The organism is Actinosynnema sp. CS-041913, assembly GCF_050942485.1.
Lineage (GTDB): Bacteria > Actinomycetota > Actinomycetes > Mycobacteriales > Pseudonocardiaceae > Actinosynnema.
The window spans coordinates 860,350-886,844 of record NZ_CP192037.1 but is presented as its reverse complement, the minus strand read 5'-3'; the positions used below and the strand labels follow the sequence as shown (position 1 = coordinate 886,844).

At 72.0% G+C, this 26,495-nt stretch carries 24 protein-coding genes; 16 read left to right on the top strand and 8 right to left on the bottom strand.

Translation table 11 applies throughout. The features are described 5' to 3' along the window. Positions 1-3: 3 nt before the first annotated feature. The 3 genes from ACQPZF_RS04390 to ACQPZF_RS04380 all read right to left on the bottom strand — a co-directional run bounded on the left by ACQPZF_RS04390 (position 4) and on the right by ACQPZF_RS04380 (position 5,673). Positions 4-1,527, bottom strand: coding sequence for an alpha/beta fold hydrolase (locus ACQPZF_RS04390; RefSeq protein ID WP_433268489.1), 1,524 nt, complete (start codon positions 1,525-1,527; stop codon positions 4-6). 130 nt (positions 1,528-1,657) lie between these two features. Further along, positions 1,658-4,537 (bottom strand): AAA family ATPase, encoded by a 2,880-nt coding sequence (locus ACQPZF_RS04385; protein WP_433268487.1) that lies wholly within the window; start codon positions 4,535-4,537, stop codon positions 1,658-1,660. Then, a complete protein-coding gene (locus tag ACQPZF_RS04380) occupies positions 4,534-5,673 on the bottom strand; it encodes a metallophosphoesterase family protein (RefSeq protein WP_433268485.1) in 1,140 nt (379 codons plus the stop codon). The genes ACQPZF_RS04385 and ACQPZF_RS04380 overlap by 4 nt, the downstream gene beginning before the upstream one ends. Positions 5,674-5,772: 99 nt before the next feature. On the opposite strand from ACQPZF_RS04380, the gene ACQPZF_RS04375 reads away from it, so the two are divergent. Then, positions 5,773-6,708 (top strand): DNA recombination protein RmuC, encoded by a 936-nt coding sequence (locus ACQPZF_RS04375; protein ID WP_433268483.1) that lies wholly within the window; start codon positions 5,773-5,775, stop codon positions 6,706-6,708. Positions 6,709-6,749: 41 nt separating this feature from the next. Continuing rightward, positions 6,750-7,469, top strand: coding sequence for a DUF6542 domain-containing protein (locus ACQPZF_RS04370; RefSeq protein ID WP_433268481.1), 720 nt, complete (start codon positions 6,750-6,752; stop codon positions 7,467-7,469). A 58-nt stretch (positions 7,470-7,527) separates the two neighbouring features. Here ACQPZF_RS04370 and ACQPZF_RS04365 read toward each other — a convergent pair whose 3' ends face one another. Beyond that, entirely contained in the window at positions 7,528-8,472 is a 945-nt protein-coding gene (locus ACQPZF_RS04365) for a 4-hydroxy-3-methylbut-2-enyl diphosphate reductase (protein ID WP_433268479.1), read from the bottom strand. A gap of 64 nt (positions 8,473-8,536) precedes the next feature. On the opposite strand from ACQPZF_RS04365, the gene ACQPZF_RS04360 reads away from it, so the two are divergent. From ACQPZF_RS04360 to ACQPZF_RS04325, 8 genes are all read left to right on the top strand, one after another. Continuing rightward, positions 8,537-9,061, top strand: coding sequence for a lipid droplet-associated protein (locus ACQPZF_RS04360; RefSeq protein WP_433268477.1), 525 nt, complete (start codon positions 8,537-8,539; stop codon positions 9,059-9,061). Beyond that, a complete protein-coding gene (gene xseA, locus ACQPZF_RS04355; RefSeq protein WP_433268475.1) occupies positions 9,058-10,311 on the top strand; it encodes an exodeoxyribonuclease VII large subunit in 1,254 nt (417 codons plus the stop codon). Before ACQPZF_RS04360 ends, xseA begins: the two co-directional genes overlap by 4 nt. After that, a complete protein-coding gene (locus ACQPZF_RS04350) occupies positions 10,292-10,699 on the top strand; it encodes a sugar ABC transporter substrate-binding protein (protein WP_433268473.1) in 408 nt (135 codons plus the stop codon). Before xseA ends, ACQPZF_RS04350 begins: the two co-directional genes overlap by 20 nt. After that, entirely contained in the window at positions 10,696-10,905 is a 210-nt protein-coding gene (locus tag ACQPZF_RS04345; RefSeq protein WP_433268471.1) for an exodeoxyribonuclease VII small subunit, read from the top strand. Before ACQPZF_RS04350 ends, ACQPZF_RS04345 begins: the two co-directional genes overlap by 4 nt. A gap of 48 nt (positions 10,906-10,953) precedes the next feature. Then, the gene (glpX, locus tag ACQPZF_RS04340; protein ID WP_433268469.1) at positions 10,954-12,009 is read left to right on the top strand and encodes a class II fructose-bisphosphatase; all 1,056 of its coding nucleotides are present in this window, start codon (positions 10,954-10,956) and stop codon (positions 12,007-12,009) included. A 117-nt stretch (positions 12,010-12,126) separates the two neighbouring features. Next, entirely contained in the window at positions 12,127-12,894 is a 768-nt protein-coding gene (locus ACQPZF_RS04335) for a S1 family peptidase (RefSeq protein WP_433268467.1), read from the top strand. Between the two features lie 180 nt (positions 12,895-13,074). Then, positions 13,075-13,638: a L,D-transpeptidase gene (locus ACQPZF_RS04330; RefSeq protein WP_433268465.1), complete on the top strand. Its 564-nt coding sequence runs from the start codon at positions 13,075-13,077 to the stop codon at positions 13,636-13,638. 57 nt (positions 13,639-13,695) lie between these two features. Beyond that, positions 13,696-14,124, top strand: a complete 429-nt coding sequence (locus ACQPZF_RS04325) for a L,D-transpeptidase (protein ID WP_433268463.1) — start codon at positions 13,696-13,698, stop codon at positions 14,122-14,124. A 1-nt stretch (position 14,125) separates the two neighbouring features. On the opposite strand, the gene ACQPZF_RS04320 is transcribed toward ACQPZF_RS04325, so the two are convergent. Continuing rightward, a complete protein-coding gene (locus ACQPZF_RS04320; protein WP_433268461.1) occupies positions 14,126-15,097 on the bottom strand; it encodes an NAD(P)/FAD-dependent oxidoreductase in 972 nt (323 codons plus the stop codon). A gap of 64 nt (positions 15,098-15,161) precedes the next feature. On the opposite strand from ACQPZF_RS04320, the gene ACQPZF_RS04315 reads away from it, so the two are divergent. Further along, complete coding sequence (locus ACQPZF_RS04315; protein WP_433268459.1) at positions 15,162-16,556, top strand: class II fumarate hydratase; 1,395 nt, start codon at positions 15,162-15,164, stop codon at positions 16,554-16,556. On the opposite strand, the gene ACQPZF_RS04310 is transcribed toward ACQPZF_RS04315, so the two are convergent. Continuing rightward, positions 16,495-17,397 (bottom strand): DMT family transporter, encoded by a 903-nt coding sequence (locus ACQPZF_RS04310; RefSeq protein WP_433268457.1) that lies wholly within the window; start codon positions 17,395-17,397, stop codon positions 16,495-16,497. The genes ACQPZF_RS04315 and ACQPZF_RS04310 overlap by 62 nt on opposite strands. A gap of 46 nt (positions 17,398-17,443) precedes the next feature. Between ACQPZF_RS04310 and ACQPZF_RS04305 the strand changes: the two genes are divergently transcribed. The 5 genes from ACQPZF_RS04305 to ACQPZF_RS04285 all read left to right on the top strand — a co-directional run bounded on the left by ACQPZF_RS04305 (position 17,444) and on the right by ACQPZF_RS04285 (position 23,993). Beyond that, positions 17,444-18,823, top strand: a complete 1,380-nt coding sequence (locus ACQPZF_RS04305) for a PLP-dependent aminotransferase family protein (RefSeq protein WP_433268455.1) — start codon at positions 17,444-17,446, stop codon at positions 18,821-18,823. 48 nt (positions 18,824-18,871) lie between these two features. Further along, a complete protein-coding gene (locus ACQPZF_RS04300) occupies positions 18,872-20,431 on the top strand; it encodes an ATP-dependent DNA ligase (protein ID WP_433268454.1) in 1,560 nt (519 codons plus the stop codon). A 306-nt stretch (positions 20,432-20,737) separates the two neighbouring features. Then, the gene (locus tag ACQPZF_RS04295) at positions 20,738-22,177 is read left to right on the top strand and encodes a GuaB1 family IMP dehydrogenase-related protein (RefSeq protein WP_433268452.1); all 1,440 of its coding nucleotides are present in this window, start codon (positions 20,738-20,740) and stop codon (positions 22,175-22,177) included. A gap of 83 nt (positions 22,178-22,260) precedes the next feature. Next, positions 22,261-23,229, top strand: a complete 969-nt coding sequence (locus tag ACQPZF_RS04290) for an ATP-binding cassette domain-containing protein (RefSeq protein ID WP_433268450.1) — start codon at positions 22,261-22,263, stop codon at positions 23,227-23,229. Beyond that, positions 23,226-23,993 (top strand): ABC transporter permease, encoded by a 768-nt coding sequence (locus ACQPZF_RS04285; protein WP_433268448.1) that lies wholly within the window; start codon positions 23,226-23,228, stop codon positions 23,991-23,993. Before ACQPZF_RS04290 ends, ACQPZF_RS04285 begins: the two co-directional genes overlap by 4 nt. A gap of 68 nt (positions 23,994-24,061) precedes the next feature. Here the strand turns inward: ACQPZF_RS04285 and ACQPZF_RS04280 are convergent, their stop codons facing one another. Continuing rightward, complete coding sequence (locus ACQPZF_RS04280) at positions 24,062-25,822, bottom strand: substrate-binding domain-containing protein (RefSeq protein ID WP_433268446.1); 1,761 nt, start codon at positions 25,820-25,822, stop codon at positions 24,062-24,064. After that, complete coding sequence (locus ACQPZF_RS04275) at positions 25,819-26,484, bottom strand: TRADD-N-associated membrane domain-containing protein (protein ID WP_433274432.1); 666 nt, start codon at positions 26,482-26,484, stop codon at positions 25,819-25,821. The genes ACQPZF_RS04280 and ACQPZF_RS04275 overlap by 4 nt, the downstream gene beginning before the upstream one ends. Positions 26,485-26,495 lie beyond the last annotated feature (11 nt).

The window sequence follows — 26,495 nt, the reverse complement described above, 5'->3', positions numbered from 1 at the left end:
CGATCAGCGGGTCTCGTCGTGACAGGTGATGTCGGTGGCGGGAAGCGTGCCGTCGGCGAAGTACGTGTTGACGGCGTTCTCGGCACAGGTGTTGGGGTAGTTGCCGAACACCGCGTGCACCGCGACGTCCTTCAGCGTGACCAGGCGCGAACCCTTCATGACCTTGTGCAGGCCGACGCCCTGCGAGTAGGCGGTGCGGGTGTCACCCGTGGCCTGCACGATCAGCGCGGGACTGTGGTTGTGGACGACGGTCGGCCGCTCCACGGGCCGCGCCCAGAACGCGCAAGCGGTGATGTTGTTGGCGAACGCCCCGAACACGGGCTGGGTGGCGCGGCTGCGCTGGATGTGCCGCCAGTACGACTCCGGGTCGTGCGAGTAGGACGCGTCACCGCAGAGCACGGCGGCCTGCCCGTCCCCGTCCTCGTGCGCACCGGGCCCGAACATGAAGCGCAGGGCCGCGTCCAGCTCCGGACTGGGGCGCACGAGCTTGCCGGCGGCGGCGTCGGTGAGTTCCCGCACCTGCGCGGCGAGCAGCGGGTAGCCGCGGGGGTCGGCCAGCGGGCCGAACAGCAGCGTCGGCACGGAGTTGTCGTCGAGCCTGTGGTCGCCGATCCTGATCGGGGTCCGCGCGGACCGCTGGATCAACGCCTCCACCCCGGCCCGCACCTGCTTCGCGGTCGTGCCGAGCTGGTATTCGGCGTGGTGCTGCGCGGTCCACTCGGCCCAGGCGGTCAGGGCGGCTTCGTTGGGGACGCCCATGTCCCGGAACATGTCGTAGCCGTACTCGCGGGGGTCGATGGCGCTGTCCAGCACAACGCGGTCGGCGCGCTGCGGGAACATCTCGGTGAACACCGCACCGAGATAGGTGCCGTAGGACCAGCCGAAGTAGCTGACCCGCCGTTCCCCCATGGCACCGCGGATGACGTCCATGTCACGCGCGGTGTTGCGGGTCGTGATGTGCGGCAGCCGGTCGCTCTCCCGATCGGCGCACCGCTTGGCCAGGTCGGCTTGCAACGCGACCGCCCGGTCGAACCCGGCCCGGTCCACGCCGCCCGACCGCAGCATGGTGCCCACCGACCAGTCGCAGTCGACGGGCGAACTGCGCCCGATCCCGCGCGGATCCATCCCGATCAGGTCGTACTGGGCGCGCACCGCCGGGCTCATCCGCTCCTTGACGACCAGCATCAGGTCCAGTCCGGCTCCACCGGGCCCGCCGGGGTTGGACAGCATGATCCCCCGGCGCCGCGCCGGGTCTTCCGCCTTCAACCGCGAGATGGCCACGGTGATCGTGCGTCCCCGTGGCTTCCGGTAGTCCAACGGCACGGTGACGTTCGCGCACTGCGCCCCGACCGCGTCCAACTGCTCGTGATCACACCCGGTCCACTCCAGACGCTGGTCGTAGTACCTGGACAAACCACCCCGCTCCGCCATCTCCGTCTCGGCGGGCTCGGCGACGGCCACACCGATGCCGGCCAGCAACGCGGTCGCGACCGCCGCCGTGGTGAGTGTGGTTTTCAGTCGTATCACGTGATCCCCCTGAATAATCCGGTTGATCACGACGCTATGAGCGGGGGATGCCTCCCTGACATCCCCACAGCGCCCTATGCACAGGGGGCTCTACCCCACCGTTCTTGGTGGTGCTGGCACCACCAAGCGGTCAGACCACGAGTTCCAACGACGACCCGCCGCGCGCCTTGCGCACCCGCAACCTGGTCGGGATGCGCTGCCGCAGCTCCTCCACGTGCGACACCAGACCGACCACCCGACCGCCCGCGCGCAACTCGTCCAGCGTCGTCATCACGAGTTCGAGGGTTTCCGCGTCGAGCGTGCCGAAGCCCTCGTCGATGAACAGCGTGTCGAGCACCGCGCCGGCCGCGACGACGTCCGACAACCCCAGCGCGAGCGCCAACGACGCCAGGAACGACTCCCCGCCGGACAACGTCTTCGCCGGCCGCTGCTGGCCCGAGTAGTCGTCCAGCACGTCCAGCCCCAGCCCGCCCCTGGTGCCGCGCGGACCGGCTTCGACCGAGTGCACGAAGCGGTAGCGGCCCTGGCTCATGCGCTCCAGGCGGGCGCTCGCGGCGACCGCCACCTCCTCCAGCCGGGCCGCCAGGACGTACGTGCGCAGGGTCATGCGCTGCGCGTTCTGCCCCATGCCGTTGATCACGTCGGTCAACGCGTCCAGCTCCGCGTACTCCGCTTCCACCGGCTCCAGCCGCACCCACGCGGCGGCCAACTGCTCGGCCAGCTCGTTCGCCCGCCGCGCCCGGCGGCGGGCGGCGGACAGCGCGGACGCCGCCTGCTCGGCCTGGTCGCGAGCCGCCCGGTGCCGGGCTTCGGCGCCGGCCAGGTCGACCTCGGTGTCCGGGTCGACGTCCGGCAGCTCCGCCAGCACGGCCTCGGCGGTGACCTTCGCGTCCTCCACCTTGCGGATCTTCGCCTCCAGGTCCGCGATCGCCGCCTCGGCACGGGCCGCCGCCAGCGCCTCCTCGACGTCGGCGAACCCGGCTTCGGCGGCCAGCCGGGACACCTCGACGCGCTGCTCGGCCAGCCGTTCCCCGTGTTCCGCCACGGCGGTGCGGCGGTCGGCCAGCGTGGTCAACGCGTCGGCCAGGTCGAGCAGGTGAGCCCGGCGGGCGGTCACGTCCGCGAACTCGCCGCGCGCCTCCTCCAGGCGGGCCGCGCGTTCCCGGATCGTCTCGCCGAGTTCGCGGTGCCGGGCGGTCAACTCCGCGACCTCCCGTTCGAGGGCGGTGCGGTTCGCGGTCGCCGCCTCGACCTTGCGCTCCAGCCCGGCCAGCGCGGCAGCCCGCTCGACCCGCTGCGCGGCAAGGGCTTCGACCTCGCGGTGGGCGGCGATCAAGGCCGCCGGGTCCTGGTCGCCGACCACTTCACGCAGCGAGGCCACCCGACTCACCGCGTCCTGGAAGGACTTCTCGGCCACGCCGCGGCGGTCCAGCGCGCCCTGTTCCGCGGCGGCGGCGCGCTCCTCGTCGGCCGCGGTGACCGCGTCCAGCATCGGCGGGGCCGGCCGGGGGTGCGCCTCGGAACCGCACACCGGGCACGCGTGGCCGGCCCGCAACGACGCCGCCAGTTCCACGGCCATGCCGTCCAACCGCTGCTGCCGCACCTGCAACAGCACGTCCTTCGCCTTCTGGTGCAGGTCCACGGCGCCGCGCCGGGCCTCCTCGGCGACCCGCGAAGCCCGTTCGGCGGCGGGCAGCTCCCGAGCGGCCGAGGCCTTGGCCGCCACCGCGTCCAGCCGGGCGGCGGCCAGCGCGGACTCCTCGACCGCGGACCGGGCGGCGGCCACCCGGCCGGGCACCTCCGCCAACGCCGTGACGAGCTGGTCCAGCCGGGTCACCGCGGTCCGCGAGCGCTGCTCCAGGTCGGCCGCGCGGCGCTGGTCCTCCCGCTGCCGCTGCGCCTCGGCGGCCAACGTGGTCAGGCCACCGGCCTCCTCCCGGAACCGCTCGCTGTCGCCACGCAGCTCGACGCCCCGGTACCCGAACGCCTCCACCGCACTCGCCGCCGCACGCTCCTGCGCCACCACGCCGTCCAGCGTCCGCTGGAGCCTCCGCGCCGCCTCGCGGGCCGGCACCACGACCGACGCCCGGCGCGCCGCGTCCCGCTCCCGCACCCACGCCACGCGATGCGGCTCGATCTCGGCGCACCGCGCCAACGCGTCCCGCGCGCCCCGCACCCGCCGCACGCGCTCCGACAGCTCCTGCGCCCGCCGCCACGCCGCCTCGGCCTCGGCCCGCAGCGCCGCACCGCCCGCCGCTGCCTGGTCGGCGTCGCGCTCCGCCTCGTCCAGCCGCTTGAGCAGGGAACTCAGCCACTCGCGGTCCCCGCCGTCGGCCGGCGGCTCCTCGCCCGCGACCTCGGCGACCCGCTGCACGAGATCGCGGTTGGCCTGGCCGAGCGCGTCCAGCGCCCGCCGCCGCACCAGCCGCCGCTCGCGGAACCACCGTTCGACGTCCAGAAACCGTTCGGTGCCGAACAGCTTCTCCAGCAGCTTCTCCCGCTCCGCCGTCTCCGCCCGCAGGAACTTCGCGAACTCGCCCTGCGGCAGCAGCACCACCTGGAAGAACTGCTCGGCGGTCACCCCGAGCAGCGCCTCCACCTCGCGCGCCACGTCGTCGATGCGGCTGTGGCCTTCACCGCTCCAGCCGCTGATCCAGGTCAGCGACACCTTGGCCTGCTGCCGCGTGAACCCGTCACCGCGCTTCTTCGGCCGGTCGTACTCGGGGCTGCGCACCACTCGGAACCGCCGACCGCGCACCGTCAGCTCCAGCGCGACCTCGGTCGGCGTGTCACGGTCCGCGTAGTCGCACCGCAGCCGCTTCACGTCGCCCCGCGCGCCCGGCACCCGGCCGAACAACGCGAACGCCACCGCGTCCAGCAGCGTCGTCTTGCCCGCGCCCGTGTCACCGTGCAGCAGGAACAGCCCGTCCGCGCCGAGCAGGTCGAAATCGACCTCCTCCCGGCCCGCATACGGGCCGAACGCGCTCACTTCGAGCCGGTGGAGCTTCACGACGCCTCCTCCCGGGCGGCGGCGGAAATCGCTTCCCGGAGCAGCGCCAGCTCGCGCTCGGCCGGCACGTCGCCGCGGACGTCCTCCAGGAAGCAGCAGGCGATCTCCTCGTCGCTGCGCCCCCGGACCCGCTCGGCGAACCGCAGCTCACCGGTCCGGCCGCCCTCCGGCCGCCACTCCACGTGCACCGCGTGCGGGAACCGGACCTGCAAGCGCCGCAACGCGTCCAGCGGACGGACCCGGTCGGTCAGCACCACCGACAGGAAGTGGTCCTCCACCGGGGTGTGGTCCGGGTCGAGCAGCAGGTCGTCCAGGAGGCCGCTCAGCGTGGCCAGCTTCCTCGGCACCGGCAGGAGCCGGCGCTCCACACCGGCCAGCCCGGACGCGTCCAGCTCGGCCAGCCACACCGACTTGCCGTGCCGCGCCTCGGAGAACGAGTACGCCAGCGGGCTGCCCGAGTAGCGCAGGTGCCCGGCCAGCGTCTGCTGCCCGTGCAGGTGCCCCAGCGCCACGTAGTCGATGCCGTCGAACACCGCGCCCGGCACGTCCTGCACGCCGCCCACCGCGATCGTCCGCTCCGACTCGGACGGCTCGCCACCGGTCACGAAGGCGTGCGCCAGCACCACGGAACGCCCGCCGCGCACCGCGAGGTCCGCCGAGATCCGCCGCATCGCCTCGGTCAGCACCGCGGCGTGGCCCTTGCCCTCCACGCCCAGCGCGTGCCGCGCCGTCTCCGGCTCCAGGAACGGGATCCCGTACACCGCAACAGGTCCGTGCGCGTCCTCGAACACCACCGGCTCGTGCAGCGACGCGATCCTGGTGCGCAGGAACAGCCCTCCCGCCGCCGCGAACCCGCCGAACAGGCCCAGGCGCGCGGCGGAGTCGTGGTTGCCCGGCGTGATCACCACCCGCGCGCCGGCCCCGCGGATGCGCTCCAGCACCCGCGTGCACACCGCGACCGCCTCCGCGTTGGGCACCGCGCGGTCGAACAGGTCGCCCGCCACCACGACCACGTCGACCCGCTCGTCGGACACGAGGTCGGCCAGCCCGCCCAGCACCGATTCCTGCTCCACGAGCAGGTCTCGGCCGTGGAACGTGCGTCCCACGTGCCAGTCGGATGTGTGCAGCAACCTCATGCCGGCCACGCTAGGGGCGATCACCGACAGAACCCCGCCATCCGGCCCGGCGTGTCGCTCGAACGTGTGATCGGGTCGTCGTGCGCGATGATCGGGGTCATGACAGCGGTCCTCAGCACGGCGGCGGTGGTGGTGGCACTCCTGCTGGCCGGTGCGCTGGTGTTCCTGTGGCGGCTCTACCAGGACGGAGTGCGCCGCGCCGATGCCGCGCTGGCCGCCGTGCAGCGGGAACGGGAACGCGGCGACGCCACCCGCGCGGCGCTCCAGCGCTACGAGGTGGCGTTCTCGTCGGTCAGCGGCCGGGGCGAACTCGGCGAGCAGGTCCTGGTCGAGACGGCGCGGGCGCTCGGCCTGCGCGAAGGCGTGCACTTCCGCCTCCAGGTCGACGTCGCCGGCGGCGGCGCGGTCCGCCCCGACCTGGTGCTGAACGTCGGCGGCGGGCGCCAGGTGCCGGTCGACGCGAAGATGAGCATGGCGACGTGGGCCGAGGCCGTGGAGACCGACGACCCGGCCGAACGCGTCGACGCGCTCCGCGTGCACGTGCGCAACATCCGGTCCCGCGCGGCCGAGCTGGCGGGCAAGGGCTACCAGCGCTGGGCGGACGCGATCTACGGGACGATCATGTTCGTGCCCAACGACGGCGCCGTGGTCGCCGCCCTGGACACCGACCCGGAACTGCTGCGCTGGCTGCTGGACCGCCGGGTGTTCCTGTGCGGGCCGACCGGTTTCGCGGTCATCGCGTCGGCCGCGATGTTCGCCGTCACCGACCGGGCGCTGGCCGACGACGTCGAACAGGTCCGCGCGCAGGCGTCCCGGGCGCACCGTGCCGCCGACACCGCCATCGACGCCGTGAACCTGTCCAGCACCCACTTGCAGCGGTTCCTGTCGGCCCGACGCCGCGAGTTGGACGCCCTGGAGGGATTCCGCGCGGCGGTGGAGCCGTTGACGGCCGCTTCGTCCAGCCCGACGCCCGTGGCGTTCGTGCGGCGGACCGATGAGGGCATCGGTGCACCCTTGGACGCCCGGGAGGCGTAATAGAGTGTGTGGCCGTAGCCAGAACCGAACGAGGAGTGGGCGTGACCGCTGCAACGCGCGAGCCGGAGGACGAGGAACTCGACCCCGTCCGCTGGAACGACCGCGCCCTCTTCGGCAGGTTCCGCGGTCTGCCCTGGTGGGCGGCGGTGCTGGGCACGTTCGTGCTGGCCATCATCGGCACGTACGTCGACGTGACGTCGTCGGCGAAGACGGTGGGCTGGGTGTTCGCCATCACGTTCTTCGTGGGCGCGGTGGGCGCGGTCGTGTTCGTGGAACGCCGCTCGATGTTCGGCCCGATCGTCCAGCCGCCGCTGGTGCTGGCCATCGTGGTGCCGCTGCTGGTGATCTTCACCCAGGGCCTGCCGAAGGGCGGCTTGGCGTCGGTCGGCCTCCGCCTGGGCGAGCCGCTGATCAACGGCTTCCCGGCGATGGCCATCACGACGGCCTGCACGGTCGTCATCGGCATCGTCCGGGTGATCACGCAGAAGGACCCGAACCGCCTCACCAAGGAAGAGGTCCGCGAGGCGAAGCGGAAGCCCGAAACGCCCGCCGAGGACCGTCCCAAGCGCCCCCGCGAAACGCCCAGGGACGACGACCGCCCACGTCGCGGCAAGCCGGCGCCTGGCGACGAACCCCGCCCCAAGCGCCCGCGACCCCCGTCCGGCGACCGGCAGCCCGGCGACCGTCCACGCCGGCCCCGTGAGCCCGGCAAGGGAGACGCCCCGGCCCGACGCCGCCCACGCCCGCGCGACGAGGACTGAGGCTCGGGCACGCGAGCCGGGCCCGACGCGAAGCTTGCCGCGCGCCGGGCCCGAGAACTCAGCGCACCATGTCCTTGCGCAGCTCACGGGGCAGGGCGAAGGCGATCTTCTCGTTGGCCGTGGTGATCTCCTCGACCTCGCCGTACCCGTGCCCGGCGAGGAACTCCAGCAGCTCCATCACCAGGATGTCCGGCACCGAAGCCCCGGAAGTCACCCCGACCGTGGACACGCCCTCCAGCCAGGCCGGGTCGACCTCGCGCGCGTAGTCCACCAGGTAGGCGGCCCGAGCACCGGCCTGCAGGGCCACCTCGACCAGCCGAACCGAGTTGGACGAGTTCTTGGACCCGACCACCAGCACGAGATCGCACTCGGGCGCCATGGTCTTCACCGCGGTCTGCCGGTTGGACGTCGCGTAGCAGATGTCGTCCGACGGGGGCTCCTGCAAATCCGGGAACCGCTCCTGCAACTGCCGCACCCGGATCATGGTCTCGTCCACCGACAGCGTGGTCTGCGACAGCCACACCACCTTGGACGGATCGCGCACGACGACCTTGTCCACGTCCTCGGCCGTGTCCACGAGCTGGATGTGCTCCGGAGCCTCGCCCGCGGTGCCCTCGACCTCTTCGTGTCCTTCGTGGCCGATGAGCAGGATGTCGTAGTCCTCACGGGCGAACCGGCGCGCCTCGTTGTGGACCTTCGTCACCAGCGGGCAGGTCGCGTCGATGGTGCGGAGCTGCCGTGCGGCGGCCTCCTCGTGCACCGCCGGCGACACACCGTGCGCCGAGAACACGACCAACGCGCCCTCGGGCACCTCGTCGGTCTCGTCGACGAAGATCGCGCCGCGCTGGGACAGCGTCTCCACGACGTGCTTGTTGTGGACGATCTCCTTGCGCACGTACACCGGCGCGCCGTACTGCTCCAGCGCCTTCTCGACGGTGACGACCGCGCGGTCCACGCCGGCGCAGTAACCGCGCGGCTTGGCCAGGAGCACTCGCTTGTCCATGTCACCAGGGTACGGGCGTGCCGGAGGTAGGCATCCGCAGCCCGACTGCGGCAGGCTAGAGCCCATGAAGCCACTGCCGCTGCCCGTCCGCCTCGCCGCGGGACTGGCGGTCACCGCCGTCGAGCAGGTCCGGAAGCTGCCGCAGCAGCTCGCGGGCCTGCCGGTGACCGTGGTCAGCGAGGCGCTGCAACTGTCCATGCGGGTCCAGCAGCGGGTGACGGAACTCGCAATCAAGGGCGACGACGCGCTGGCCGGGCTGCGTCCCGCCGAGGACGAGCCGGCGTGGGCGACCTTCGACGAGGACGAGGAACCGGCCGGGGACGAGGGTCCGGCCGAGGACCCGTGGGAGGCCGAGGAGCAGGCGCTGGCCGCCGAGCCGCCCTCCGCGCTGCCGAACTACGACGAGCTGACGCTGCCGCAACTGCGCGCCCGGCTGCGCACGCTGTCCGTCCCGGACCTCGAACAGCTCCTCCGGCACGAGCGCACGCACGCCGCCCGACCGGAGTTCACCGGGATGCTGTCCCGCCGGATCGCGAACCTGAACGCCCCGGCCGCCCCCGACACCCCTGTGAGCCCTGACACCCAGTGACCGACGAGAAGTCCAGCCCCGAGAACCCCTGGCCGGTCCGCACGGTCGCGCGCAAGATCTTCGAGTGGATCAACCGGCTCGGCGACGTGTGGGTGGAGGGCCAGGTGACGCAGCTCAGCGCGCGTCCCGGCACGGCCACCGCGTTCCTGACCCTGCGCGACCCGTCGGTCGACATGTCGATGACGCTGACCGCGCCGGTCGGCATGGTGCGCGAGCTGCAGCTCACCGAGGGCAGCCGGGTCGTGGTGCACGGCAAGCCGAACTACTTCCCCAACCGGGGGACGCTGAGCCTGCGCGTGGACGAGATCCGCGCGGTCGGCATCGGCGAGCTGCTGGCCCGCATCGAGCGGCTGAAGAAGCTGCTCGCGGCGGAGGGCCTGTTCGACCCGCGCCGCAAGCGCACACCGCCGTTCCTGCCCGCCAAGATCGGCCTCATCACGGGCCGCGCCTCGGCCGCCGAGCGGGACGTGCTGACCAACGCGCACGCCCGCTGGCCCGGCGCCCGGTTCCGGGTGGTCAACGTCGCGGTGCAAGGGCCGCTGGCGGTGCCGCAGATCCTCACCGCGCTGTCGACCCTGGACCGCGACCCCGAGGTGGACGTGATCGTCCTGGCGCGCGGCGGCGGCAGCGTGGAGGACCTGCTGCCGTTCTCCGACGAGGCGCTGTGCCGCGCGGTGTCGCAGGCCCGCACCCCGGTGCTGTCCGCGATCGGCCACGAGCCGGACAGCCCGCTGGTGGACCACGTGGCGGACGTCCGGTGCTCGACGCCGACGGACGCGGGCAAACGGGTGGTGCCGGACGTCGCCGAGGAGGCGGAGCGGATCCGCCAGCTCCGCGACCGCAGCCGGCGCGCGCTGCACGGCTGGGTCGACCGGGAGCGCAAGCTGCTCGCCGCGCTCCGCACCCGGCCCGCCCTGTCCGACCCGCACGGGCCGCTGGACCGGCGGGCGCAGGACGTGGACCAGTGGCGGGAGCGGTCCCGGCGGGCGATCCGGAACAGACTCGATTCAGAGACCTCCGGACTGCTCGCGACCACCGCGCGCTTGACGACCCTCGGGCCTGCCGCCACGCTGGCCCGTGGGTACGCCGTAGTGCAGCTCGTCACACCCGATGGGGTGAACGGTGTAGTCCGATCGATATCGGCCGCTCCAGCGGGCGCCCACCTCCGGGTGCGGGTGTCCGACGGGGCCGTGCACGTGGTCGTCCAGGACGTCGAGGAAGGAGGCGGTGGTGCCAGCTCCGGCACGTGAACCCACGTTCCTGCCTTTGACGATGGCCGCCGCCGGCAGCGCCGACGACGAGGGCGCGCACACGGTGCGCGTCCGGGCCGAGGCCGCCGACCGGGCCGCCGCCGACTGCTGGCTGTCGCTGGTGGCCGGCTGCACACCCGGCGGCGGGACACTGCTCAGCAGACTGCACGAGCTGTCCGAGGCGACTTCCGGGTACGCCGGGACGCGCTGGTGGCTGTCCCACGGCTCGGTGCACCGCAGGCGGGTCGCGGAGGCCGAGCACCGCATCGACGACGCGGTGCGAGAGGGTGACGGCGCCGAGTTCGCCGAGGCGTTCGTCGGCTACGACCAGGCGGTGGCCACCGTCGTGGTGCACGTCCGGAACCGATTGGGGAAGTTGTCCACGTGAGCGAGCCGGGCTACGAGGAGGCCAGGGACGAGCTGGTGGAGGTGGTCCGCAGGCTGGAGGCGGGCGGCCTGTCGCTGGAGGAGTCGCTGGCGCTGTGGGAACGCGGCGAGACGCTCGCGAAGACCTGTGAACGGCGGCTCGCGGGCGCCCGGGAACGGATCGATCAAGCGCTCGCGGTGACCGAGGAGGACGTGGCCGACGCCTGACACCGTGCGAGGATTGGTCTACCGGCCGGTAATCGCAGGAGGAACGTCATGGTGTCCAGCAGCAACCCGTCCGAACGTCGTCGCGAAGCACCCGACCGGAACCTCGCGCTCGAACTCGTGCGGGTCACCGAGGCCGCGGCGATGGCCGCCGGGCGCTGGGTGGGTCGTGGCGACAAGAACGGCGGGGACGGCGCGGCGGTCGACGCCATGCGCAAGCTGATCGGCACGGTCTCGATGCGCGGCGTGGTGGTGATCGGCGAGGGCGAGAAGGACGAGGCGCCCATGCTGTTCAACGGCGAGGAGGTCGGCAACGGCGACGGTCCGGACTGCGACGTCGCCGTGGACCCGATCGACGGCACCACGCTGATGGCCAAGGGCATGCCGAACGCGCTGGCGGTGCTCGCGGTGGCCGAGCGGGGCGCGATGTTCGACCCGTCCGCCGTGTTCTACATGGAGAAGCTCGCGGTCGGCCCGGAGGCGGCGGACGTCATCGACATCACGGCGCCGATCGCGGAGAACATCCGCCGGGTGGCCAAGGCCAAGCACAGCGACGTGTCCGACGTGACGGTGTGCATCCTGGACCGGCCGCGGCACGAGGCGATCGTGACGGACGTCCGGAAAGCGGGCGCTCGTATCCACTTCATTTCGGACGGAGACGTGGCCGGCGCCATCTCCGCGGCGCGTCCGAACACCGGCATCGACCTGCTCGTCGGCATCGGCGGGACGCCGGAGGGAATCATCGCGGCGGCGGCGCTGAAGTGCATGGGCGGCGCGATCCAGGGCAAGCTGTGGCCGAAGGACGACGACGAGCGGCAGAAGGCGCTCGACGCCGGTCACGATCTGTCGCGGGTCCTCACCACGAATGACCTGGTGCAGGGGGACAATGTGTTCTTTTGCGCGACCGGCGTCACGGACGGTGACCTCGTTCGGGGAGTGCACTACCGCGCCGGTGGCTGCACGACGCAGTCGATCGTGATGCGGTCGAAGTCCGGCACGGTGCGGATGATCGACGGCTTCCACCGGCTGACCAAGTTGCGCGAGTACTCCTCGGTCGACTTCGACCCGCACCCCGGCGACGAGCCCGCGCTGCCCCCTCTCCCGTGACCAACTGTTAACAGTCAACTGGCGGTAACCGGCCGAACGGCTGTAGTCACGGAACGCAGTACGTCCCTAGTTTCCGATTCGTGCCCGGCCCCCTGCGTCGGGCACGGAGAGGAAACAATGAAGGTTCGTACCCTGTTCACCGCCTTCGCGGTCGCGGTCGGGGCAGCGCTCGCCTCCGCGGGCGGGGCGGCGGCGACCCCGGCGACGGACGGCGAAGTGACCCCGTACATCGTCGGCGGCGGCAACGCCACGCAGGTCTACTCGTTCATGGTGTCCCTGCAGAGCACCTCCGGCAGCCACTTCTGCGGCGGCTCGCTCATCAAGGCCAACTGGGTCGTGACGGCCAAGCACTGCGTGCAGGGCCGCTCGGCGTCCTCGGTCCGCGTCCGGATCGGCTCGACCAACCGCAGCAGCGGTGGCGTGACCGCGTCCGGCGCCCAGATCGTGAACCACCCGAGCTACGACATCGCCCTGCTGCGTCTGTCCACCAACGTGACCCAGACGCCGATCAAGGTGTCGGCCTCCTCTGGTGCGACCGGCACCGCCACCCGCATCATCGGGTGGGGCCAGACCTGTGCCCCGCGCGGCTGCGGCGGCGCGCCGGTCACCCTCCAGGAGCTGAACACGTCCATCGTGGCGGACGGTAGCTGCTCGGGCATCTACGGCTCGTACGAGATCTGCACGAACAACCCCGGTGGTCGCGCGGGCGCCTGCTACGGCGACTCGGGCGGTCCGCAGATCAAGTCCGTGGGCGGCACGTGGGAGCTGATCGGCGCCACCAGCCGCGCCGGCAACAACAGCTCGACCTGCGCGACCGGTCCGTCGATCTACATGGACGTCCCGTCCTTCCGCTCGTGGATCACCACTTACGCGGGTGAGGTCTGACCCGCTAGCTCCACACCGGTGTCCTGACACGAAGGGCCGTCCCTCTCCGGGGCGGCCCTTCACTTCTGCCCGAAAGTGCCGATTCGTTATCCCAAAAGGGCAACCGACGGCTTCCGGGTGGCGTCTCCAGGGCAGTACAGCAACAACCCTGGGGGTGCGCGGATGCGTAAGGCAGCATTGGTGGCAATCGCTTTCCTGGCCACGGCGTGCGGGACGGCCCAACCGGCCGCGTCGGGCCCGTCGTCCACATCGGAACCGACAACGTCCTCGTCCGCCACGGTTCCGTCTTCCGGCACGACGCCCACGCCGCAGCCCGCCCCCGAGCCGACGACGCCGACCTCCGAGACGCCCACGCCGCAGCCCGCCCCGCCGCCTCCGCCGGTGACCGTGGAAGGCACCCCGTGCGACATCACGGAAGGCGCGTGCATCCGGCTCTCCACGAACGAGTCGTGGCTGATCAACGGCGGCAAGGTGGAGTACGGCCCGGTGCCGATCACGTCCGGCCGGCCCGGCTACGAGACCCCCACCGGCTACTTCCCGGTGCTGTACAAGGTCAAGGACGAGTGGAGCAGGCCGTACAACGCGCCCATGCCGTACTCGACGTACTTCACCGACTACGGCATCGCGTTCCACGAAGGCAGCCTCACCGACGAGTCGCACGGGTGCATCCACCTGTCGATGGAGGCCGCCATCACGTACTTCGAGAACCTCCATGTGGGTGAACAGGTTCAGGTGGTCGCCTGAACAGCACGTTGGATCACGCCCTCGGCCGGGTAGCCCAACGGTGAGGAGTGATTCGAGATGAGGAAGCTCGGCACTGTCATAGCCGCTGTGGCCTTGACGTTCTCCGGCCTCGCGGCTCCCGCCAACGCTTCGACCGGCACGCCCTGTTCCATCCAGGACGGGGCGTGCCTGAAGCTGTCCACGAACCAGGCATGGTTGATCTACCGGGGATCGGCCAGCTACGGCCCGGTCCCGGTCACGCACGGCCGTCCCGGGTATGAGACGCCTACCGGCACTTTCCAGGTGTTGCGCAAGGTGAGGGACGACTGGAGCGTGCCTTACAACGCGCCGATGCCGTTCTCGGTGTACTTCACGTCCAGCGGCATCGCGTTCCACGAAGGCAGCCTGACGGACCTGTCGCACGGCTGCGTGCACCTGTCGCACGAGGCTGCGGTGACGTTCTTCGACAACCTGTTCATCGGCGAGCAGGTGCAGGTGGTCTGGTAAGTCAGCCGGCGTTGCTGGAGTGCCCCGGGAACAGGTGCGCTTCGGGGTTGAGCGCCACGGCGATGTTGTTGACCGCCGTGGCGGCCTCCCCGAAGCCGGTCGCGATGAGCTTGACCTTCCCGGGGTACTGCGCGACGTCGCCGGCCGCGTATACGCGGTCCCGCGCGGTCTTCATGGTGGAGTCCACCACGATCGCCCGGTGGTCCAGCTCGACGCCCCACGACTCGATCGGGCCGAGGTCGGCGGTGAAGCCCAGCGCGGCCACCACCGCCTGCGCCGGCAGCACCTTGTGATCGCCGCCCTTGAGCCCCAGCTCCACCTCGGCCACGTGGTCGTCGCCGCGCAGTTCCAGCACCTCGGCGTCGGTGATGATCTCGACGCCCAGGTCGCGCACCTGCCGCACGGTCGGCGGGTGGGCGCGGAACGTGGCGCGGCGGTGCACGATGGTCACGCTGGACGCGATGGGGTGCAGGGCCAGCGCCCAGTCGAACGCCGAGTCGCCGCCGCCGACCACGACGACGTCCTGTCCGGTGTGGACGTTCAGGGTGGGCACGAAGTGCACGACACCCCGGTCCAGCCACCCGTCGCCGGCGGGCAGCGGTCGCGGCTTGAACTCGCCGATACCGGCCGTGATCAGCACCGACCGCGTGCGCACGACGCCGCCGTCGGCGAGCCCCACCACCAACCGGTCGTCCACTGTGGACAGCGTGCGCGCCTGCCTGCCGAGCAGGTAGGTCGGGCTCCACTGCTCCGCCTGCCGCACGAGCGCGGTGACCAGCTCCCGGCCGCGCACGGCGGGGAACCCGGCCACGTCGAAGATCATCTTCTCCGGGTACATCGCGGTGATCTGGCCGCCCGCCTCCGGCAGCGAGTCGACCAGCGCCACGGAAAGGTCGCGGAACCCGGCGTAGTAGGCGCCGAACAGCCCAGTGGGTCCGGCTCCGACGATGAGCAGGTCGACCTCGAGGTCCATGACTTCGACCATAGGTGCTCAACGCCACTGTGCCCAGTAAGGGAAGGCGGTCCAAACTCGGGGTATGGGTGAACAGGAGTACCGCGTCGAGCACGACACCATGGGCGAGGTCCGGGTGCCGGCCGACGCGTTGTGGCGGGCGCAGACGCAGCGCGCGGTGGAGAACTTCCCGGTGTCCGGGCGAGGCCTCGAACGGTCCCAGATCCGGGCGCTGGGCCTGCTCAAAGCCGCCGCCGCGCGGGTGAACCAGCGGTTGGGCGTCCTGGACGCGGACGTGGCCGAGGCGATCGCGACCGCCGCCGACGAGGTCGCCGCGGGCGAGCACGACGCGCACTTCCCGGTGGACGTGTTCCAGACCGGGTCCGGGACGTCGTCGAACATGAACGCCAACGAGGTCATCGCGACGCTGGCCACCCGGTCGCTCGGGCGGGACGTGCACCCGAACGACCACGTCAACGCCTCGCAGTCGTCCAACGACACGTTCCCGACGACTCTTCGGGTTGCCGCAACCGAGGCCGTGGCGACCGACGTCATCCCCGCCTTGGAGCACTTGGCGGGCGTCCTCGAAACCCGTGTGTCGGAGTGGTCCGACCTGGTCAAATCCGGTCGCACGCACCTGATGGACGCGGTGCCGGTCACGCTGGGCCAAGAGGCCGGGGCGTGGGCCGCGCAGGTCCGGTACGGCGTCGAACGGCTCACCGCGAGCCTCCCCCGCCTGGCGGAGCTGCCGATCGGCGGCACGGCGGTCGGCAGCGGCCTGAACGCCCCGGAGGGCTTCGGCGCGGCCGTCTCGGCGGAACTGGCGTCGGTCACCGGCCTCCCGCTGACCGAGGCCCGCGACCACTTCGAGGCGCAGGCCACGCAGGACGGCGTGGTCGAGATCTCCGGTCAGCTCCGGGCCACCGCGGTAGGCCTGTTCAAGATCGCGAACGACCTGCGCTGGCTCGGCTCCGGTCCCCGCACCGGCCTGGGCGAGCTGGCGCTGCCGGACCTCCAGCCGGGCTCGTCGATCATGCCGGGCAAGGTGAACCCGGTGATCTCCGAGGCGACCATGATGGTGGTGGCGCAGGTGATCGGCAACGATGCGGCGGTGGCGTTCGCCGGCACGCAGGGCAACTTCCAGCTCAACGTGATGCTCCCGGTCATCGCCCGCAACGTCCTGGAGTCGGCCCGCCTGCTGGCCGCCGTGTCCCGGCTGCTCGCGGACAAGGTCCTGGCCGGCGCCGAGCCCCAGGCCGACCGGATGCGCGAATACGCCGAGTCGTCCCCGTCCATCGTGACGCCCCTCAACCGCTACCTCGGGTACGAGGAGGCGGCGTCGATCGCGAAGCAGTCGCTGAAGGAGCGTAAGACGATCCGCCAGGTCGTCCTGGAGCGCGGCCACGTGCCCGGCAAACTCACCGAGTCGCAGTTGGACGAGGCTCTGGACGTGCTGCGGATGGCGCGCGGGGGGCGCTGACCCGGGCGCGCAATCCGATCACACATCCCAGGGCGACCGCCATCGCGCCGAACAGCGCGATGGCGGTCATCTCCTGCGCGCCCAGCGCCACGGACGCCACCAGCCCGGCGACCGGCATCAGGCCGATCAGCACTCCGGCCCGGTCCGCGCCCAACTGGGCGACCGCGAAGTACCACAGCCCGAACGCCACCGCGGTGAGCAGGATGCCCAACACCACCAACGCCGTGCCTTCGCGCACGGTGGGCAGTTGCCAGCCACCCACGAACGTCCCCACCACGCCACCCGCCACGGCCGCGATGAAGCAGCACCAAGTGGCCACCGCCACGCCGCCCAGCCGCCTTACGACCCCCACCGCGAACAGCGTGAACGACGCCTCGCCCAACATCGTCAACACGGCGAGCGCCAACCCCGGCCCGTGCCAGGCGCCACCCCCGGACAGCACGACCACACCCGCCACCACCACGGACGCGCCCACCACGGCGCCCACCGCCGGCCGTCGCCTCGTCATGAACGGCGCCACCAGCGCCAACACCAGCGGACTGGCGCCCAGCACCGCCGCCACGAACCCCGGCTCCGCGTAGCGCTGCGCGTAGAGCACGCAGGCGTTGAACCCGAGCATCCCGGTGACAACCAGCGCGCACAGCGCCACCCAGTCCCGCCGCGCGGGCACGACCAGCCGCCCACCCCGCGCGAACGTCCACCCGAGCAGCACCAGGCCGCCCAGCGCGTACCGCATGGCCTGGCCGGTGAGCAGCGGATAAGCCTGGAGCATCCCGGTCACCGGGACGGAGGCGCCCACGATCACCGAACTCAGCGCGCCGGACGCGATGGCGATTCTCATGCCGTCACCCTCACCGACGAGTGGTCCAGGCTTAAGCTCCACTTTGATGACTGCGAACTGGACCACTTATCGCGAGCTGCTGCTCCCCGGCCTCACCGGCCGCCGGGCCGTGGAGTCCGAGCTGCGCCGCGCGGTCCGGGACGGGCGGCTCCAGCCCGGCACCCGGCTGCCCTCCAGTCGCGACCTGGCCGACCAACTCGGCGTCGCACGCGGCACCGTGACCTCGGCCTACACGCAGCTCATCGGAGAGGGCTACCTGGTCGCCAAACGGGGCTCCGGCACCACCGTCACGGCCGCCTGCACGTGGCCCAACATGTTCGAGCAGGAACCCGAGCAGGCCCCGCGCTGGCGGTTCGACCTGCGGCCGGGCGTGCCCGCGTTGAGCGCGTTCCCCCGCGAGGAGTGGTTGCAGGCGCAGAAGACGTCGCTGCTCGCCCTCACCACCGACGAGCTGGGCTATCCCGACCCGGCGGGCTTCCCGTTGCTGCGCAAGGAACTCGCGGACTACCTCGGCCGGGTGCGCGCGGTCGCGACCCGGCCGTCCGAGGTGGTCGTGGTGAACGGGGCCGCCGAAGGCATCTCGCTGCTGGGCCGGGTGCTGAAGGCGATGGGGCACACCAGTGTCGCCCTGGAGGAGCCGAGCCACTTCGGCGCTGCCGACATGCTGGCGTCACACGGTCTGGCCATCCGGCCGGTCCCGGTGGACGACAAGGGTCTCCGTGTCGACTTGTTGTCCACAACGGACAGCCGGGCGGTACTCGTCACGGCCGCACACCAATTCCCGCTTGGTGTCGTGCTGCACCCGGAACGACGGCGCGCGCTCCTGGACTGGGCGCGCGCTCGCGACGGCGTGGTCATCGAGGACGACTACGACGCCGAACACCGCTACGACCGCGCCGCCATGGGCGCGATGCAGGCGCTCGACCCCACGCGCGTCATCTATCAGGGCAGCGCCAGCAAAGTCCTCGCGCCCGCGCTGCGCCTGGGTTGGCTGGTCCTGCCGCCGGACCTGCGTGACACGATCGTGGAACGCAAGCGCCTGGACGACCTCGGCACCGGAACGCTGCACCAGGCCGCGTTCGCGCAGTTGCTGCGGACCGGCGGCTACGACCGGCACCTGCGCCGCACCAGGCAGCTCTACCGGGCCCGCCGGGACGCCCTGCTCGACGCGCTGGCCCGTGAACTGCCTTCGTGGGCCCCGATCGGCGTGGCCGCCGGGCTGCACGTGGTGCTACGCCTGCCCGACGGAACCGACGACCTGGCGTTGCAGGAACGACTGGCCCGGCGTGGCGTCAACGCGCCGGCACTGGCGAACTACGCGCGCGTGCCGACGTTCCCCGGTCTGGTCCTCGGCTACGCCGCCCTCACCCCGGACCGCCTCCAGGACGCCGTCCACGAGCTGCGCAAAGCCTCTGACCTGCGGTGACGATCTCCCGACCGGAAATTGTCGGTGGTCGGGTGCACCATGGGCGGCGTGTTGTTCACCGAAGTCGTCGAGACGTCGGCCGCCGTGGCGGCGACGCGCTCCCGCCTGGCCAAGGTCTCCGCCCTGGCCGAGCTGGTGCGCCGGATGAGCACGCCCGCGGTCGTGTCGTTCCTGATCGGCGTGCCCAGCCAGGGGCGCATCGGGGCGGGCTACCGCACGGTCTTCGACATCTCGCCGCCGCCCGCCCCCGAGCCGAGGCTGACGGTGTCCGAGGTGGACGAGGCGCTGGGCGCGTACGCGTCGATCAGCGGCAAGGGCTCGGCGCAGCGGCGGGTCGAGGCGTTGACCGCGCTGTTCGGCCGGGCGACCGGGGCGGAGCAGGACTTCCTGCGCCGCCTGCTGACCGGTGAACTCCGCCAGGGCGCTCTCGAAGGGGTGATGTTGGACGCCATCGCGCGGGCGGCCGACGTGCCCGGCGAGGTGGTCCGGCGGGCGTTCATGCTGTCCGGGAAGCTGCCGGAGACGGCGGTGGCGGCGCTGCGGGGCGAGGCGGCGCTGGCGGCGTTCCGGCTGGAGGTCGGGCGCCCGGTCCGCCCGATGCTGGCCTCACCCGCCGAGTCGCTGCCCGCGGCGCTGGCGGAGCTCGGCGCGTGCGTGGTGGAGCACAAGCTCGACGGCGCGCGCATCCAGGTGCACCGGTCGGGTGCCGAGGTCCGCGTGTTCACCCGCACCCTGCGGGAGATCACCGGGACCGTGCCCGAGCTGGTGGAGCTGGTGCGCGGGCTGCCTTGCACGTCCGTGGTGCTGGACGGGGAGACGCTGGCGCTGGCCGACGACGGCAAACCCCGGCCGTTCCAGGAGACGATGAGCCGGTTCGGCGCGCTGCTCGACGCCGCCGGGGCGCGCGCACCGGCGGGGAGCACCCGTGACCTGCTGCTGAGCCCGTTCTTCTTCGACTGCCTCCACCTGGACGGCGTGGACCTGCTCGACGAACCGCTGCGCGAGCGCCTGGCCGCGCTGCGCAAGGCGGCCGGCGACCACGTCATACCGGGCGTGGTCGAGCCGAGCGAGCAGCAGGCCGCGCAGGTGTTGGAGACCGCGCTGGCGGCGGGCCATGAGGGCGTCATGGTGAAGTCGCTGGCGTCGGTGTACGCGGCAGGCAGGCGCGGCCGTTCCTGGCAGAAGGTGAAACCGGTCCACACCCTGGACCTGGTGGTGCTCGGCGTCGAGTGGGGCAGCGGCCGGCGCAAGGGCCTGCTGTCCAACCTGCACCTCGGCGCCCGCGACCCGAACGGCGGCCCGCCGGTGATGGTCGGCAAGACGTTCAAGGGCCTGACCGACGAACTGCTCGCGTGGCAGACCCGCGAACTGCTGGCGATCGCGACCGTCCGGGGCGACTGGGTGGTCGAGGTGCGCCCGGAACTGGTGATCGAGATCGAACTGGACGGCGTCCAGGTCAGCCCGCGCTACCCGGGCGGGGTGGCCCTGCGCTTCGCCCGCGTCGTGCGGTACCGACCGGACAAGGACGCCGCCGAGGCCGACACCATCGACGCGGTCCGGGCACTCCTGCCGAAGGGAGGTGGTCAACCGGCGACCACCGAACCCTGACCCCGCACCGGCAGCCCGGCACCACGCGCACAAGCGGTCGACACGGCACGCCCCGATCGGCACGACGCGCACCTGCCCAGCCCGACCGGCCCGGCAGGACACGCAGTCGCCCGACCCGATCCGCGGGGCACGCCCCGATCGGCACGACGCGCGACCGCCCGGCCCAGCGACGTCAGGTAGGCGATCAGTCGCCAAGTGGAGGATCACCCAACTGAATGCCGGTTTCCGCATGCCGTGAGGTGTGTGCGGCCGGTGCCGGAACAGGCAACGGCGAAACGGGCCGACGACGGGTAGTGTCAAAGTCTCGTGCGATTCATCGAAGGGCATCAGCCCAGCTACGACTTGACCTACGACGACGTCTTCCTGGTGCCCGGCCCCTCGGCCGTGGAGTCCCGGTTCGGCGTCGACCTGTCGACCTCCGACGGCACGGGGGCGACCATCCCGGTCGTGGTCGCGAACATGACCGCGGTCGCCGGGCGTCGGATGGCCGAGACCGTGGCCCGCCGCGGCGGGCTGGTGGTCCTGCCGCAGGACGTCGCCCCGGAGGCGGTGACCGAGATCGTCTCCTGGGTGAAGGAGCGGCACCCGGTCTGGGACACGCCGCTCACCCTCGCCCCCGGCGACTCGGTGGCCGACGCCCTCAACCTGATCCACAAGCGGGCGCATGACGCTGTCGTCGTCGTGGACGAGGACGGGCGGCCGGTGGGGGTCGTGGACGAGGCCGCGTGCGGCGGTGTCGACCGGTTCACCCGGCTGCACGACCTGGCGGACGAGCGGATCGTCACGGTGCCGCTGGACACCCCGCCGCGCGAGGTGTTCGACCGGCTGCACGGCGGCCCGCGGAAGGTCGCGTTGGGTGTGGACGCCGACGGTCGCCTGCGGGGCATCATGACCGAGCTGGGCGCGCTGCGCGCCGACGTGTACGCGCCGGCCGTGGACGTCGAGGGCAGGTTGCGGGTCGCGGCGGCGATCGGGGTCAACGGCGACGTGCGCGCGAAGGCCGTCGAACTGCTCAAGGCCGGTGTGGACACGCTCGTCGTGGACACCGCGCACGGGCACCAGGCGAAGATGGTGTCCGCGCTCAAGGCGGTGCGCGACGCGTCGCCGACCGTGCCGGTGGTGGCGGGCAACGTGGTCACCGCCGAGGGCGTGCGCGACCTCGTCGAGGCCGGCGCGGACGTGGTCAAGGTCGGTGTCGGGCCGGGCGCGATGTGCACCACGCGGATGATGACCGGCGTCGGCCGGCCGCAGTTCTCGGCGGTCGCCGAGTGCGCGGCGCAGGCGCGTGCGCTGGGCAAGCAGGTCTGGGCGGACGGCGGTGTGCGGCACCCGCGTGACGTGGCGCTGGCGCTGGCGGCCGGGGCGAGCGCGGCCATGGTCGGGTCCTGGTTCGCGGGCACCTACGAGTCGCCCGGCGACCTGCACCGCGACGAGTCGGGCCGGCTCTACAAGGAGTCGTTCGGCATGGCGTCCAAGCGCGCCGTGTCCGCTCGCACCCGGACCGACAACGCGTTCGAGCGCGCCAAGAAGGGCCTGTTCGAGGAGGGCATCTCGACCTCCCGGATGCGCCTGGACCCGACCCGACCCGGGGTGGAGGACCTGCTGGACTCCATCACGGCGGGCGTGCGGTCGGCGTGCACCTACGCGGGCGCGGCGAACCTGGAGGAGTTCCACGAACGGGCGACGCTGGGCATCCAGTCGGCCGCTGGGTTCGCGGAGGGACGCCCACTGCCGGGCGGCTGGTGAAACCGGACGGGCCGGTCCACCCGAGCCGGTGACGGGTTCCGCGAACCGGTCCCTGGTTGCGACGCCTGAATACGCTGTGCCGTGTGGACGACGCCGTAGTGGTCTCGGACCTGGTGAAGGTCTACAAGAACGGCAGGAAGCGCGCCGTGGACGGCCTGGGCTTCACCGTCCGCAGAGGTGAGGTGTTCGGCTTGCTCGGCCCGAACGGGGCTGGCAAGACGACCACCGTGGGAGTGCTGACCACCAGGGTGCGGCCGACTTCGGGCCGGGCCCTGGTGGAGGGCGTCGACGTGGTGGCCGACTCGCAGCGGGCGCGGCAGTTGCTGGCGGTCGTCCCGCAGCGCAACAACCTGGACCGGGCGCTCGACGTCCGGCAGAACCTGCTGTTCCACGCCGCCTACCACGGCCTCGGCCGTGCCGAGCGCACTCGGCTGGCCGACGAGGTGCTGGCGCGGATGGGCTTGCAGGACCACGCGAAGGCGCTGGTCGACAGCCTGTCCGGCGGCCAGGCGCAGCGGCTGATGATCGCGCGTGCCCTCATGCACCGGCCGAAGGTGCTGTTCCTGGACGAGCCGTCGACCGGTCTCGACCCGCAGGCGCGGCTGTTCGTGCACGACCGGGTGGCGGCGCTGCACGCGGACGGCGTGACGGTCGTCCTGACCACGCACGACATGGACGAGGCGCACAAGCTGTGCGACCGGGTCGGCATCATCGACCACGGCAGGCTGCTGGCGCTCGACTCCCCCACCGCGCTGACCAACACGCTGCCCGGCAGCACGACGCTCAGCGTCACCGTCAGCCTCGACGGCGCAGGTCCCGATCCGGTGAGCCGGGCACTGTCCGAAGTGGACGGCGTGCAGCGGGTCGAGCAGATCGCCACCGCGGACGAGGCGCGATTGTTCCGCCTGTACACCGACATCGCGCCCGCCGTGGCGCTGCCCGACGTCCTGCGCACCCTGGAACGCCTCGACTGCGCGGTCACCGACCTGTCCATCGGCAAGCCGAGCCTGGAAGACGTGTTCATCCACCTGACCGGCCGGGAGCTGCGATGACGGCGCTGCGCACGTTCAACGCCATCCTCTGGCGGGACATCTTCGTCACCGGCCGCGAGCTGCCGGCGTTCCTCGCGCAGGTGATCGTCCAGCCGTTCTTCATCCTGTTCATCTTCGCCAAGGTGCTCGGCGACATCGGCTTCGTGCAGGGCGACTTCGCCGCCGTGCTGCTGCCGGGCATCGTGGCGATGAACGGCTTCCTGGGCGCGCTCCAGAACACCACCCTCCCACTGGTGCTGGACTTCTCCTGGACCCGCGAGATCGAGGACCGGCTGCTGGCGCCCATCCCGATCCCGCTGGTGGCGGTGGAGAAGATGGTGTTCGGAGCATTGCGCGGCCTGCTCGCGGCGGTCCTGATGGTCCCGATCGGGTTCGTCATGCTGGACGTCACGTGGCCGGTGTCCGGTCTGCCGGTGGCGTTGCTGGTGATCATCCTGGGCTCGCTGGCGGGCGCGGCGGTGGGCATGGTGATCGGCACGGCGGTGTCGCCGCGGCACATCAACGTGATGTTCGCGGTCATCCTGACCCCTCTGCTGTTCACGGGATCTGCGCAGTTCCCGTGGGCGCAACTCGACAACCTGCGGTGGTTCCAGGTGCTGTGCGCACTCAACCCCCTCACCTACGTCAGCGAGGGCACCAGGGCGGTGCTCGCGCCGGACGTCCCGCACATGCCGCTGTGGGTGTGCTTCGTGGTGCTGGTCGGCTCGATCATCGGCTTCGGCGCACTCGGGATGCGCGGCTTCATGCGCCGCGCGCTCGACTGACAGACGCTCGACCAACAGACGCTCGACCAACAGACGCTCGACCGACAGACGCTCGACGGCCCGGCAGCCTAGAAGTTCGACAGCACGTCCGCCATCACCGACTCGATCCGCGCCGCGTCGGTCGAGTCGTAGTAGCCGCCCCGCGAGGCGGTGGAGATCTTCCCCAGCGCGTCCCGGTCCGCCTCGTCCCCGTAGGCGATGGAGAACACCCGCACCACCCGGTCCTTGTCCGCCGCGTTGAGCCCGTTCACCAGCGTGGTCAGGCCCTCCGGCCGGGACGGCTCGTTGCGGCCGTCGGACAGCAGCACGACGGCGTTGATGCGGGTCGGGTCGTACCGGCCGCGCACGTCCTCCACCGCGGCCCTGGTCGACTCGTACAGCTCGGTCGCCCCGGTCGGCTGGAGGCCTTCCACCTCCCGCCCGAACGCGTCCCGCACCACGCCCACCGGCCCGGCGGCGACGCGTTCCCGCCACGGCCTCGGCTCGGTGCCGAGCGGACTGCTGAACTCCCACAGCGCCAGCGTGTCGTCCTCGGTGAGCTGGCCGGGCACCTGCCGGGCCGCGTCGCGCGCCAGTTCCAGCCGCGTCCGGCCGACGCCGTCGACCACCTTCTCCATCGACTTCGACACGTCCACCACGAGCAGCACGTTGGCCCGCTTGCGGTTGCGCTGCCACAGCTCCCGGACACCCGTCGCCACCTCGAAGGACGGCGTGCGGACCAGCCGGAACGACGGGTTGGTGGGCGTGCCGTTGGCCTCGACGTGCTTCTCGCCGGGGACGCCCTCGCCGTCCCGGAACCCGGCGTCGGTGAACAGTTGCCGGTTCTCCTGCGCGAACCGCAGGAAGTCCTCCGCCGCCCGCCGCTTCTGGTCGGTCACCCATTCGGCGTCGACCACGATCGCCGGGTTGTCCGACACGGTCGTGCCGTCGGTCGGGAACACCGCCGCCAGCTTGACCTTCGGCGGCGCGGTGGTGACCGGCGGGTTGCCGACCAGGATGCCCTGGTTGTAGTCCAGGACGACCTTCTCCTCCAGGGCGACCGCGCTGACGTAGTCCAGCGACCGGCCCTCCTGGTCGGCGGTGTACAGGTTGCGGACGAACACCGCAGAGTGCTTGCCGTAGTGCACGGCGCTGTTCTCCAGCGCCCGCAGGCCGCCCGCGACCGCCGGGTTGTCCAGCGCGGCCGGGCTCAGCGCGTCGCTGGAGCCGGACAGCGCCGTCGCCGTGGCGATGGTGGCCAGCAGGCCGGTGGTGGAGTGCACCGGGTTGGTCTTGCCGATCTTGAACGCGCCCCACGGCTTGCCGCGCGAGCCCCAGCCGTTCGGGTCCTGCGCCAGGGCGATCATGTCCCGCCAGCCGATCGCGCCCTCCGGCCAGCCGAGTTCCCGCGCCATCGGCTCGGGCATCGCGATGACGATCGGCGAGCTGGCCAGCGTCGGCGGGTTCTCCGGCACGGAGCGGACCCGGCCCGGCCGGGTCGCGATCGCCGCGCGCAGGCTGTCCAGCCAGTACCGCGACGACGGGCCCCAGAGGTCCGGCTTGGCCGACGGGTCCGAGCCGGGCGCGTCCGCCAGCACGTCCACCGCGCCCTGCGACGAGTACACCGAGACGGCCACGTTCACGCACCGGCCGTCGGTCTGGCGGCCGGAGTCCCGGTACCGCCGGGAGACCTCCTCCAACAGCGGGGCCTTCTCGTCCGACGACCACATGGTGAGCTTCAGGCAGCCGTCGTCCGGCTCGCCCTCGGAGCCGTTCAGCGCGAAGAAGCCCACCAGGATCAGCACGACGGCGAGGGCGCCGAGCACGATCGGCAGTCCCGGACGGTTCACTGCGCCTCCACGGCCGTCGGTTCGGCGACCGGCTCGCTGCCCAGCAGCCAGCGGCCGATGTCCGCGAGGAACGTCTCGCGGGTGGTCACGTCGGTGATGTCGGCCGCCACCGCGAGCGCCGCCCTGGCCCGCACCACCCGGTCGGCCTCGGCCTGCGCCCGGTCGAGCATCGCGGCCGTGCGGGCCCTGGTGGCCTTGGTCTCGGCGAAGAACAGCGCCGCCATCGCCTCGCACACCACGCCGCTGATCACGCCCGCCAGCGCCACGTCGCGGTCCACGGCGAGCAGCCACACCAGCGAGCCGATGACGACCAGGAACCCGACGCCGGCGGCGGCCATCCCGACCCGGAAGCTGGTGGCGCTCTGCCGCAGCGCGGCCTCGGAGTTGCGCAGGTAGAGGTCGAGCTGGGTGCGCGCGGTCTCGGTCGCGTGCTGCTCCCACTTGGCGACCTGCGGCGGCGCGGGGGTGCCCTGCGGCGCGTCCAGGAGCTGCTTGGTGGCCTCGACGTCCTCCGCCGCGAGCTGCTGGCGGTCCTTGGACCGGCTGCTCTGCGAGCGGACCGCCAGCACCGCGGCGCTCACGGCGGCGACGATCCCCGTGCCGAGCAAGCCGTAGCCCACCGCGGTTTCCGGCGTGAAGGCGGAGGCCGCGACCGGCAGCATGGTCAACACAA

Coding starts and splice junctions, on each gene's coding strand:
- ACQPZF_RS04380 (WP_433268485.1), bottom strand. CDS start 5,673: ATGAGGTTGCTGCACACATCCGACTGGCACGTGGGACGCACGTTCCAC.
- ACQPZF_RS04275 (WP_433274432.1), bottom strand. CDS start 26,484: ATGCTGCCGGTCGCGGCCTCCGCCTTCACGCCGGAAACCGCGGTGGGC.
- ACQPZF_RS04360 (WP_433268477.1), top strand. CDS start 8,537: ATGAAGCCACTGCCGCTGCCCGTCCGCCTCGCCGCGGGACTGGCGGTC.
- ACQPZF_RS04285 (WP_433268448.1), top strand. CDS start 23,226: ATGACGGCGCTGCGCACGTTCAACGCCATCCTCTGGCGGGACATCTTC.
- ACQPZF_RS04375 (WP_433268483.1), top strand. CDS start 5,773: ATGACAGCGGTCCTCAGCACGGCGGCGGTGGTGGTGGCACTCCTGCTG.
- ACQPZF_RS04325 (WP_433268463.1), top strand. CDS start 13,696: ATGAGGAAGCTCGGCACTGTCATAGCCGCTGTGGCCTTGACGTTCTCC.
- ACQPZF_RS04365 (WP_433268479.1), bottom strand. CDS start 8,472: ATGGACAAGCGAGTGCTCCTGGCCAAGCCGCGCGGTTACTGCGCCGGC.
- ACQPZF_RS04320 (WP_433268461.1), bottom strand. CDS start 15,097: ATGGACCTCGAGGTCGACCTGCTCATCGTCGGAGCCGGACCCACTGGG.
- glpX (WP_433268469.1), top strand. CDS start 10,954: ATGGTGTCCAGCAGCAACCCGTCCGAACGTCGTCGCGAAGCACCCGAC.
- ACQPZF_RS04315 (WP_433268459.1), top strand. CDS start 15,162: ATGGGTGAACAGGAGTACCGCGTCGAGCACGACACCATGGGCGAGGTC.
- ACQPZF_RS04305 (WP_433268455.1), top strand. CDS start 17,444: ATGACTGCGAACTGGACCACTTATCGCGAGCTGCTGCTCCCCGGCCTC.
- ACQPZF_RS04335 (WP_433268467.1), top strand. CDS start 12,127: ATGAAGGTTCGTACCCTGTTCACCGCCTTCGCGGTCGCGGTCGGGGCA.
- ACQPZF_RS04310 (WP_433268457.1), bottom strand. CDS start 17,397: ATGAGAATCGCCATCGCGTCCGGCGCGCTGAGTTCGGTGATCGTGGGC.